8 protein-coding genes are annotated in these 10,815 nt (G+C 47.6%); 7 read left to right on the top strand and 1 reads right to left on the bottom strand.

Annotated elements, in window-relative coordinates; all coding sequences use genetic code 11:
* Positions 1–84 precede the first annotated feature (84 nt).
* From OXH39_01045 to OXH39_01075, 7 genes are all read left to right on the top strand, one after another.
* Positions 85–1,332: an HNH endonuclease family protein gene (locus OXH39_01045; protein MCY3549015.1), complete on the top strand. Its 1,248-nt coding sequence runs from the start codon at positions 85–87 to the stop codon at positions 1,330–1,332.
* 330 nt (positions 1,333–1,662) lie between these two features.
* Positions 1,663–2,808, top strand: coding sequence for a DUF2961 domain-containing protein (locus tag OXH39_01050; protein ID MCY3549016.1), 1,146 nt, complete (start codon positions 1,663–1,665; stop codon positions 2,806–2,808).
* A 99-nt stretch (positions 2,809–2,907) separates the two neighbouring features.
* Positions 2,908–6,942: a hypothetical protein gene (locus tag OXH39_01055; protein ID MCY3549017.1), complete on the top strand. Its 4,035-nt coding sequence runs from the start codon at positions 2,908–2,910 to the stop codon at positions 6,940–6,942.
* Positions 6,943–7,027: 85 nt separating this feature from the next.
* Positions 7,028–7,363 carry a DUF350 domain-containing protein gene (locus OXH39_01060; protein ID MCY3549018.1) on the top strand — a complete coding sequence of 112 codons (336 nt, stop codon included), beginning with the start codon at positions 7,028–7,030 and terminating at the stop codon, positions 7,361–7,363.
* A 136-nt stretch (positions 7,364–7,499) separates the two neighbouring features.
* Positions 7,500–8,309 carry a phytanoyl-CoA dioxygenase family protein gene (locus tag OXH39_01065; protein ID MCY3549019.1) on the top strand — a complete coding sequence of 270 codons (810 nt, stop codon included), beginning with the start codon at positions 7,500–7,502 and terminating at the stop codon, positions 8,307–8,309.
* A gap of 60 nt (positions 8,310–8,369) precedes the next feature.
* Positions 8,370–9,191, top strand: a complete 822-nt coding sequence (locus OXH39_01070; protein MCY3549020.1) for a nucleotidyltransferase domain-containing protein — start codon at positions 8,370–8,372, stop codon at positions 9,189–9,191.
* 63 nt (positions 9,192–9,254) lie between these two features.
* Positions 9,255–10,304, top strand: a complete 1,050-nt coding sequence (locus OXH39_01075; protein ID MCY3549021.1) for a zinc-binding dehydrogenase — start codon at positions 9,255–9,257, stop codon at positions 10,302–10,304.
* A 29-nt stretch (positions 10,305–10,333) separates the two neighbouring features.
* Here the strand turns inward: OXH39_01075 and OXH39_01080 are convergent, their stop codons facing one another.
* On the bottom strand, positions 10,334–10,726 hold the full coding sequence (locus OXH39_01080; protein MCY3549022.1) for a helix-turn-helix domain-containing protein: 393 nt from the start codon (positions 10,724–10,726) through the stop codon (positions 10,334–10,336).
* Positions 10,727–10,815: the final 89 nt, after the last annotated feature.

The following is a 10,815-nucleotide window of genomic DNA, read 5'->3' on the forward strand; positions in this document are numbered from 1 at the left end:
GACGCACGCATAAAACTAAAAAGACTATATCCTAAAACTCAACATTGAAAGACTACTAGTTTGGAGAAAGTCAAAAGTCTCTTGATGCACAAAACCTATCTTACATCGAAAAGTGCCGAAATTAGCTTAAAGAGGCTTCAAGATCAGTTCAGTAAAATTTACCGAGATTATGAGAAAATTGAAGAGTCAGGGAAAATTAGAGGTGAATTTGGTAAAACTGCTGAAGATTTGATTCTGCAGTACCACTTTATTGCTTTTGGAGACTGGAAGAGTAAGGATTACCAAGATCCCGTTCAGATGATTAATCAGCAGATAAATAACCTAATTAAGGAACGAAAGATAAAAGATGCAGCGAAATTCATCAACACGTACAGTTTGGAATTAAAGGAGAGTTTTGAAACTATGAATACGTTGCTTCTAAGTAGTGATTCTTACCTTCTTGACATATTTGCTCTCAGCCGCCAAGCGACATTTTACCCTCTGCTTATCAAAACCTATAAATTGGACAAATCGAATGCCAAGCATAATTTCAAACAGATTGCACAGTTAATAGAAATTATTTGTTTCCGCCTCAGTATTAGCGGATACAGGGCAGACAAAGGTCGTGAGACCGTCTACGGACTAGCGAAAGATTTTAAGTGGGATTTCCCGCAACTTATAAGGAAACTTCGACATTTTATTCAATCGAACTGCGGCGATCTTGCTTTCAGACGCGCTCTTCAATCGCCTTCCTTTTATTCTGATGTAAATCTAAATGATCAGCGATATCTCTTTTGGAAATACGAGAATTATCTCAGAGAAATAGGTGGCTATCCTGAAATGTCCTATGACGAATTTACCAATGCCAAGCCACGGTCAAAATTCTCAATGGAACACATCATCCCACAAAACCCCAATGAGAGTAACGTTGTTGTAGATGATTCAATCCTATCAACCACCGATTTTAAATCTCAAGAATTCAAAGAGAACTATCTCCAAAGTATTGGGAATTTGACAATTGACCCACTCTCAGCGAATGCCAGCAAATCGAATCAAGCCTTTGAATACAAAAATCAAAAGTATTTTCGCAGGGCACCGCTCATGGCGCAAAACGAATTGATCGATTTCCTGAATGATAAAACAGGACAATGGGATAAAGTTTCTATTTCAAATAGAGCGCAGGCGATTCGTTTGTTTGCTTCGGAACGTTGGAATCCTCGGAAACTGGGGCAGAAATCCTCGGAAATTGACGAGGCGATCCGTTCCCAAATATCTATAGAAAAAGAGATGGAAGATATATGGGAAGATATATGGGAAGAGGATCAGTTATCTACAGAGGAACCTGCCCAATAGTAAAGACCTTTTTTTTAGGACAACTAAATATCTTGACAAAAGCATATTTCTGTTGCTTTTTGGCATTCATGTGTTATAATTGATTTTGAGAGAGGCGTGTAAATATTTTGTCAAAAGTTTTGACAGTTGGTACTTTGTTAGTGATTGTCTAAATCTCGGGTTACGTGGACTTTTGCCGGATTATAGATGCCGCCCCTACGGGGCTTGGATCTCTTGATAAACGGATACTATACAGATGTCGTCCCTACGGGACTGAAGAAATACCAAGGCCTTACACACCACTATACACCCTTACCGTTCTGAGTGAGGATTTTAGAGGGAAAACATTGAATGACTTATGTTGACGGATTATTGTCATCGTTGACGCGTGTCAAGAAAGCACGCTCATTACGCGCCTCCTCGTGGGACACGACAGGCAGAAATAACGATGCATGGAATATCGAACCCGGTGAAACTCGTGTTATTGCGGACATTCAAGGACCCGGATGTATCAACCATATCTGGATGACGCAGCCAAACGGTTACCGAAACGTCCTGATTCGGATGTTCTGGGACGATGAGGAACATCCGAGTGTTCTATGTCCATTAGGCGACTTTTTCGGACTCGGCAACGAAATCGTTAATTCGTATGACTCCATCCCCTTCTCTGCCTCCACACACCAAAACAACACATTCAATACAGGTTGCGCGCTTAATTGCTACTTGCAGATGCCCTTTAATCGCAGTGCAAGGATAGAACTCGTCAACGAGGGCGATACAACCCACCGTCAATACTTCTACATCGATTATGAACTGTATCCCGAACCGCACGGTGACGATGTCGCCTATTTCCATGCCCAATTCCACCGTGAAAACCCTTGTGACGGATGGGGACATGAAATTACTGTGAATACCCCGGAAGCCAATATTATCAATGCCGAACGACTCGCGTGGGATAACAATTACCTTATCCTGTCCGCCGAAGGTAGAGGGCACTATATCGGTTGTAATCTGTCAGTGACCAACTTTCAAGGCACATGGTGGGGTGAAGGTGATGATATGATCTGGGTCGATGGTTACAAATGGCCCCCCGATTTGCACGGCACAGGTTCAGAGGACTACCTTAACCAAGCGTGGGGGATGCAACAAAACGCTTATGCACACAACGGATCTGCTATTCACGAAAACAACACTGATGGCTACCAGACCTCTTATGTTTATCACATCGAAAACCCTATCCGCTTCGAGAAGGAGATTCGGGTTACGATAGAGCACGGACACGGCAATCACCTCAGTAATGAAACGTCTTCCGTCGCATACTGGTACCAAATTGAGCCGCACGCCCCGTTTGGCATTTTGCCTGTCGCTCAACGCAAACCGGTACTGAAGGATGAATCCGGTGCCTGGCAGATTGAGGCTTCTGCGCAAACGTCCTCAGTGGAAATCGTGCTCAACGATGAGATGAAGCAGATGAAACAGAAATGGAGCCGGTTGTAAGCCAAAGCACTTAGCCTGAAACGAAGTGGAAGGCGAATATACGGAAAGGCACATCAAATTTCCAACCCAACTTACCGAACCGCAAGGAATAATTAAAAAATGCCCATCGGTTTTCAACACTTTTTAGCCGCCTGCATCGGACAAACGGAGGAAGAAAACGATCATCCCGACGATGCACAGCATGATGACGAACCTCAAACGGAATTGGAACTCGCAACGGATGATAACCCCGTAAGTGATGCTGATCCCGTAGATACTCCAGTTTCCGAACACACGGAAAGCAAAGAGAACGATGCCCCGTCTCCATCGGAGGAAGCACCGCTGACAGAGGATGCTTCCCCTGTCACTACAGACGAAGATGCCGAAACGCATACGGACAGCGATCCATCCGAGATAGGCGACAGTCCTGAAGCAGACGAAGATAACGTTCCTGAGGAGGTTACCAACCTTGATGCCTCTGAAGGTGAAGAGGCACCCCAATCATTAGAAGGTGCCGATTCGGCTTCTGAAGACGAGGTGGAAATTGCCCTGCCTGAGACAGAAATCGAGGATGCCGTGGAGGAAAGCCCACAGGTTGCTGACAGCGAAGTTCCAAAAACTGAAACGCAAGAAACAGACGAAACAGCCCCAAGTGATGATACTGAAGCGGAACCTGAACCTCCACCGTTGGAGCTTGGGATTATTGAGGAAATTTATGACTTCGTAGAGATGTTTGAACAAGGCACCGTTTCTGGGACAGAGCAAGCATCCGCCAGCGGTACAGATTCCTCAGGTGGTGTGGTAAAACCTGCCATTTTTGAACATCCAACCCCAACAGAAACCGCGAGAATTGACTATACACTCTCACTCCCCGATACCGATGACAAAGAGAAACTTTTCTTACACTTTTCGATCGGCTTGCGGGATGGTGTCGTATTTGACGATGCGGCGCGAACACCCGGGGGTGTAAAATTTTCCATTGAAATTGTCGATCTGCCGAACACAGGTTTGGAGGTTTCCACACCAGAAAGATGCTTTGAATCTGTGTCAACGGAGTGTCACTGGAGAGAAGAAAGCATAGAGCTGACACACTACGCTGGGAAAGAAATCGTCGTCTCATTTTTGACAGAATGCAGCGTAGAAGGCAACAGCAACTACGCGTGGGCGTTGTGGGGTAAACCACAGTTACGCAAACTTAAACAGACATCTCTCCGTAAAAGGAAAAGACAGCCCGATCCAGAAGTCCGATGCGGTCTTGCCATCCTACACTTCAGCGATGATGCGACGCAGCTGCAGGAGTTCAATCAATCCACGTCAACATCGGTTTCCGCGCTAAGGGATATTCTGCTTGAATCACACGAATGGAAAAAACATCCTATCAAGCTATCCATTTACGCAGCACAGCCTAAATTGGAGATTGTGAGCGTAGGTGCGACAGCCGCAGTTGTCGCAGCGGGTGAAGATTTTGAAGTGCAATGCACGCTTCGGAATGTCGGCAGTGCGCCACTCGGTAAGGCAGATACTGCTTGGATCTCTATCAACGGTGTGAAACTACGGCGTGGGCGTCCGAGACAAACGGTCAAAGGACTTGAACCGAATGAAGAAACCTCCAGTTTTTGGGTAGCTCGTCGTCTTTCAAATCCCACTGTAATCCCTATTTCTGTTTCGCTCAAATGCCAAACGTCAGCGGGAGAAGAGCGTCAAACAGCTCAAGGCAGCGTTGCGATTCGTCCTGCCCTGCCTAAACTCACGACGAAAGCCGTGAAAGAACTGCACACCTACACACAAGATGGTAGCGTGGTGTTCGGGAACAAACATCTCCGCATCATTTTTGTCCGTGGTACTGAAGCGACATCAGAGACTGAAAATGAAAACAACTTCGACAAAAAGGCGGCTGGCAGTTTTGCGTACTATGTGCTTTTTGTTGCAAAGGGCAGGAACTATCAACAGGTGGCAACCAGTCCGTTCCTCTCTGAGGTAACCTACTTAGACGCATCGCAAAATCGCCAAACTTTGCAACTCACGCCTACGATCTATCAACTCTCAGGAAACAACAAGGGAGAGTCCATCATCCGTTTAAGTGGTTCGGACACAGATGCCGATGGGGTGGAATGGGCTTATGAGATGCAGTGGACGCTCGCTGAACGTGCGACACGAGTGAAGACAGAATATAAGTTGCAAACAGATGGAAATAGAGAACTCCTCGGCTTCCGAGGTCCGATGCTTTATGCGGGGCAAGGGCGTAACCGTGAGAAGAAAACGGCTGCACTCTTCCCCGGACTTGAATTCCTGGAGAACGACGAACGCTCCTCAAGTCCGCGTGATGCATCACCTCCACTCAACAACCGACTTGTGCCGCACCCCTATAAGATTACAGTGCCGGTCATGGCGGTAGAAATGCAGAAATCGTTAGTCGGCATTGTTTGGAACCCCTTGGATACTTGGGATGGTGAGAATCAGATGCTCTCTACGATATTCGCTTCTCCGAATTGGTATCAGTCCCAGAAAAATCACGTCCTCGGTGTATTTCTACCGACCGTCCCAACGTGGGTCCAAGAAAATCAGGCGGAGGCCTCCATTCCGTATCCGTTGATGGCATCGCGTCCGCTGTCCATCAAAAGCGAAATCATTGTGGATGGAAACGCCTCTATTTTAGATGCCGTAGCCCATTGGAATGATGCTTACGGTACGCCCAAGCCATTACCACCACCGCGTAGTGACGAAGAAGAGGTTTTGCTTTCGCGGCACGGGTTTATGCACACGACTTGGGATGAAGACACCCGAAAATCTCGTCACTGTGTAGACTGGGCAGCTCAAAATGAACCGGGTTTCGGCACCTTGCTTTGGTACGACTACCTCGCGACAAAAAATGAGCAGGTGAAAGAACGGGTGCAAGAAATCGCTAAAAACACCATAGCCGAATCTGGAGCAGAAGGCTTGGCAGCACGTGGTTCGTGTCACATTTTGAGATGGGAGTTCCCTTTCTATATCGGCAATATTGATGCCGCACTAACTTACATGGAGGAGGAGACACAGCAACGCATCACCACACAAGCGTCCGATGGAGGGTGGCGGTGGCATCCGACGAACGCGCGAACCACTTCCCTTGGAGAACCGGGCGAAGCCGTGCTTGGTACCTGTGCAGAGTCTGCGCATTTACTCCTCAAACACGCACGAATTACTGGAAATAAAACTTCGCGTGAGGCAGGATTGAAGGCACTTAAATTCATTCAGAAATTCTCCGTGCCGCGCGGCGCACAAATGTGGGAATGCCCAATGTATCAACCGGACGTTCTCGCAGCCGCTCAGGCTATCGGTGCCTATGTTGAAGCTTATGAACTGACAAGCGAAAAAGAACATCTCAAGCGCGCAACGTATTGGGCAGAGACAGCCCTGCCGTTCCTCTACCACTGGCACTTGTCTGACCGACCCGGTATGCAGTTCGCCTCAATCCCTGTTTTCGGGACGAGCTTCCATACGCACCCGTGGTTCGGTGTCCCTGTTCAATGGAATGGGTTGGTTCTCGCCTACTACTTACAACGGTTGAACGAGCACACCGAAGATGAAAAATGGCTCCAGATTGCTGAGGGTATTACAATAAGTGCAATGCATCAGCAGTGGGAAGACGGTGAACTCAAAGGCACCTATCCCGATGGATTTTACGGTTTCTGCACCGAAGGCAAAGGACCGCATCTGAACCCCGAAGACATTATGGCGAATGTTTACGCACTCCGAGGACTTGACCCGGGTATAAAGACCCTTATCACGGGTGAGATACACGTCAGTTCCGGGGCAAGAGTGGAGAAACTTACCTTAACCGACACCGATCAGTTGAACTGGCAGCTCAGTTACGCTGAGAATGAAACAAGCTACTCACTCATCGTTGGTTGCGGACGTACGCCACAAGCACTCCGGTCGCGATATGAACTCACATCGCCTACCGATGATACTCCTACTGATACGGACACATCCTCTGAAGATTCTGAACCCGTCAACGGATCGAATAAATACGCTGAAATTGAGGTGCCCGCTGTGAAGTCGCTTGAAGATGTTGGATCCGGATGGCTTTATATTGAAGATAAGGACGCTATACTGATAAAATATCTGCACACCACTACGGATGTGCAGTTCGAGCTTTTGACACAGACACAGTAGTAGGGATTGGGTGACCTAACCCCTACGCGCAGATACAAGCGGGGGTAAATTTTTATATCCCGCCCAAATAAGGAGACGCTACAAAATGGCTAAAAAGATCGTTTTCACCACATTCATTCTGGTTGCCGTGGCAATTGTCGCCTTTACGCTGTTTTCACATAACGCTATTGCTCAATCCGACGCGGCATCCGGAGAGGTTCCGATGGTAGACTTCAAAGTCTTAGGCGGTTTCATCATTGAAGGCATCGTTTTTAGTATCGTCGGTTTAATAATTCTGATGATAGGCTATAAAGTCTTCGATATGGCGACCCCCTACGATCTAAACCGTCAGATTGCCGAAGAGAACAACACCGCTGCTGGCATTGCTGTTGCGGGTGTTCTCGTCTCACTCGGTATCATCGTCGCCGCCGCGATGGGTTAGCAAAAAGATGGCGGATGGAAGTTTGGAAGATAGGAAGATTGGGCACCCATTCTTCTACGCTTCCACCCTTCCAGCCCCTCTTTCAAATTGCTTTTATCTCTATCCACAGGCACAAAAAACGAGGGAAGGTAGAAAAATGGGACAAACAACCTACTTAGCAGATCAGGTTGTCAGTGATGAACAAATTCAGGAATGGGTGGAGACCTTCCACCAGCGAGGCTGTCTGTTTTTGCAAAATGTCTTGACCCCTGATCACTGCGCGCAACTGCGACAGGATTTAGAGTGGGCACTCAAAAACGATCCGAACGGTTTAAATGGTGGAAGCCCCGGCGGTCGCATGCACTTGAGTCATCGGATGTTTGAACACAGCGAAGCGAATCGCCGCCTATTTGATCTCGAACCGATTGTCTCCTTCGCTGAAGCACTCGTTGCGGAAAACTGCCATGTTATTCACAACAACTCGTTCCAAACGTTTCCCGGCGGCGGGATTACGTCTTGGCATCAGGACGACGCACCGCACTACATCGTAACAGAGGGTGAACCGCCAAAGAACGTGCGGCTGCCGGTACTGCTCTTTACAGCGAATTACTATCTCACCGATGTCACCGAGATTGAACACGGTGGTACAGAAGTCGTTCCGGGCTCCCATCTTTTTGGTGCGTCACCCCCGAACCCGATAGAAGGAACAGAGTGGGAGGATAAAGTCCAGTATAACCTCGGAAAAGCGGGAAGTGTTATCATGTTCAACAATCAGGTATGGCATCGCGGGGGACCTAATCAGACTCAGCGCATCCGATATATTACACAGGTGACATACGGGCGTCGCCTTGTTGGGCATAAATATTATCCATTTATGAACTATAACATGCCGGATTCTGTCTACAGAGACGCAAGTCCCCGCTTACGTCGTTTACTCGGCTTCCTCAATCACGGTGCCTACGGTTAAATTACTGTGCCTATTCCCCCAAAATAGCGCGACTGAAAATTCATGGTAAGGATTTGAAGAATGCACCAAGAATACCTGAATGCGCTTGTAGATAAAGCCGCGTCAGACGCGCATATTTTGGCATCATGGCTCGAAGGGAGCTTCGGAAGGGGTGCCGCCGATAGATATTCAGATATCGATATCCATTTATTAGTTGCCAAAGAGAATAAGGAAGCTTTCCAACAGGGACTGGAATCTTGGTTATCCGACATTCAGCCGTTGGTTCTCTTTAGAGATACATTCCCCGGACAGATGATAACCTGTATCACGACAATAGGCTTGCGGCTTGATGTTTGGATACATGTAGGAAATACAATTTCCCTTGAGCGTAACAGTGTTCGCGTGTTATCTGCCGTTGAAGGTTGTATCCAATTTAAAGCGGCGTGTAGAAACGACGAACCGCAGGATGTTGCACCAACATTAAAGCAGCACATCAACGAGTTCTGGCGTGTACTTGCCATCCTTCCTACAGTTTTGGGACGTGAGGAGCACATCGCTGGATTTATGGGGACTACATTTGTCGTGACATCGCTCACAGAGGTGTTAATTATAGGAAATGGAAAACAGAGGGATAGAGGTGTAAAGAACATCAATGTGTTCTTACCGCAAGCACTTAGGGAGGAAATTGAGATTGCCCTAACAATGCAAGGCATTGATAGAGACAGTATTGCGAGAGCACATCTCCGGTTGGCAACCATTATGCAACGTTGTGGACCGGACATTGCAGAACAGCACGGACTTACTTACCCTTTTGCCTTGGAAGAGGCTGTCCTCAATTATATCTCCAGAGAATTACAGACATTAGGACTTTTTGATTGCTTAGGTGAATTACATAGGCTTTAGGCTGCTAACCAAAAGTTTGCTCTACCTATTGCCCCTTTCTCCTCCATTAGCCAACGAAAAAATATGAAAGCGATTGTTTTCTCAGAACAAGGTAGCACAGAGGTACTTCAGTATACAGACGTGCCGAAACCGACACTTGATGCTAACGAGGTATTAGTTAAAGTCGAAGCCTGTGCGGTGAATTATCTGGACCTTCACGCCCGACGGAACCGACCAGAGATTGCGGAGAAGTTTCAACGGGGCGAGACACCGCATATACTTGGCTCCGACATCGCTGGGACAATTGTTAAAATTGGAGACGCGGCACGCGGCGTAGCCATTGGGGATCGGGTTGTCCTCGCGCCATGTATCCCGTGCAAGGTCTGTAGCGACTGCCACAGCGGCGCGGAAAACCTGTGCGACACGCAAGAACTCATCGGTTTCCAAACGAATGGTGGATACGCAGAATATGTGAAAGCACCCGCTCAAAACGCTATCCAGATACCGGACGCGCTGTCCTTCGTTAATGCCGCTGCGATGCCGATCGCCTATCTTACAGCATGGCACATGCTTATGACGCGGGCACAACTTCGCCCTGAGGACGATGTTTTAATTCTTGGTGTAGGCGGTGGTGTCGGAAGTGCGGGGTTGCAGATCGCGAAGTTGAGTGGTGCCAGAGTCTTTGCCACAGCAAGCAGCGATGAGAAACTTGCACGCGCACGGAAAATGGGTGCGGACGTTACGATTAACTACAAGGATATAGACTTCTCAGAGGTGGTACTCGACGTAACAGATGGGCGAGGGGTAGATATTGTTCTTGAGCACGTTGGGGCTGCAACATGGGAACAGAGTATCGCGAGCCTTGCTAAAAACGGGAGGCTCGTTTCGTGTGGCGTAACAACAGGCAATATCGGAACAATTAACATCCGAAAGTTATATCAGAAGCAGCTCACAGTGATGGGATCTGCCCTCGGCACGGTGACTGAACTCCGAACGCTCGTCCAACTCGCTGGACAACGGAAACTCGAACCCATTATTGACCGAGTTCTGCCACTCCATCGTGCGGATGAGGCACACCTGTTGTTGGAGAATCGCCAAAATTTTGGAAAAATTTGCCTCTGTCCTACCCGCTAACCGGCAGGACTTCTTTAGTGTGGAGCATGCTATTCTTCGTTTGAGGAGAGTTCTTCTGTCTTCTGTGCTTCTGCTTTCGTTCTGAGAAATTCGTAGAATTCGTAGAGTGTTTCCTTATCCTTCTCCGAAAATTCCATCATGCCCCTGAACATAGCACTCATCTTCGGATCGGCTAAGAGATCGCCGTAACTTTTTTCAGTTTTTCCAAGGAGGTAATCGGTCGTAACCTTCAAGGCATCAGAAAGGCTTGAAAGCGTCCTAAACGAAGGTTTTCTGGCTCCCGATTCAAATTGCGAGATTGCAGCAGGCGTTAGATTCGCCACTTTTGCGAGTTCTGTTTGCGTTAACTCCAATTCACGACGACGCAGTTTTATACGTGAGATAACCTTGTCAGTACTTGAGTCCTTTGATTCTTTTGCCACGTTTGGCTCCTTTATCAGACAGCAGGGGAGTGTTATATTGCCGCTGAGTTTTTTTAATTTTAGCATCGCTGCGGTGTGGCAGCAAAGTA

The sequence above is a fragment of the Candidatus Poribacteria bacterium genome (assembly GCA_026702755.1).
In the GTDB taxonomy this organism is placed as follows: Bacteria; Poribacteria; WGA-4E; order WGA-4E; family WGA-3G; genus WGA-3G.